The following is a 759-nucleotide window of genomic DNA, read 5'->3' on the forward strand; positions in this document are numbered from 1 at the left end:
CAGCGATCGCCCAAGAGCAATTTGCAAGAAACTGCGGGCTCACCCGCCGAAATCCTGCGAACAGAACCATGTCTGTTCGCCAAAAATCGATTCTCTCTCAACGGCTTGCGTGTTCTTCACAACCGACTAACCCAACCCGCTGAAGCCGCCAACGACGACGATTGCGATCAGGCGAGACTGGCTGTCCTCTCCACCGATGACATTTTCTAAAGAGCGGAACCTGCGACTTGTCTATCGGGCGCCGACACATATTAATTAGCCGTATCAATTGCTTAGCAAGTGCTTGCGCTGAGGCGCGAGGGAACTCGTCTGCGCGCCGCGGTCTGACAGTCTCTTGCTGCGGAGACCAACCATCATGCTCTCCGCCGATTTACGTTATTGAGGTAATGGGCACGCGCAGGGCGGCGAATCTCAGCCGGCAGCGCGGAGCATCCGTTGTGCGCCTCAGGAGCCCGAACAGATCGACGGCGGCCGCATTGGCGGTCAAGCAGCGAATTCGGCGCACTGATGCCAGACCGCGCGAGCAAACTCCTGTTGGTTAACAACACCGAATGGAGGACGACTAGAAATAGAACCCCAGATTGATCCGTCACCTAAGGTGCTACCTCTCGACGCAAGCCTATACCGATCTTTGAGCTGGTCCCGCAAATCTGAACAGCGCGATAAGTGGAGTTTCTGCCTGACGGCGGGCAAGATTGACCCGCGAATCAGGAGAGACGATGAGCAGACGAGCACGGCGGAACCACACTCCGGCTTTCA

Annotated in this window: 1 protein-coding gene; it reads left to right on the forward strand. The window is 56.8% G+C overall.

Going from position 1 to position 759, the window contains the following annotated elements; all coding sequences use genetic code 11:
- The coding region (locus tag AC066S_RS38995; protein ID WP_478271929.1) for a hypothetical protein at window positions 1-210 on the forward strand (210 nt) is incomplete at its 5' end.
- Between the last annotated feature and the right edge of the window lie 549 nt (window positions 211-759).

Source organism: Bradyrhizobium sp. CFUWI (genome assembly GCF_056429085.1).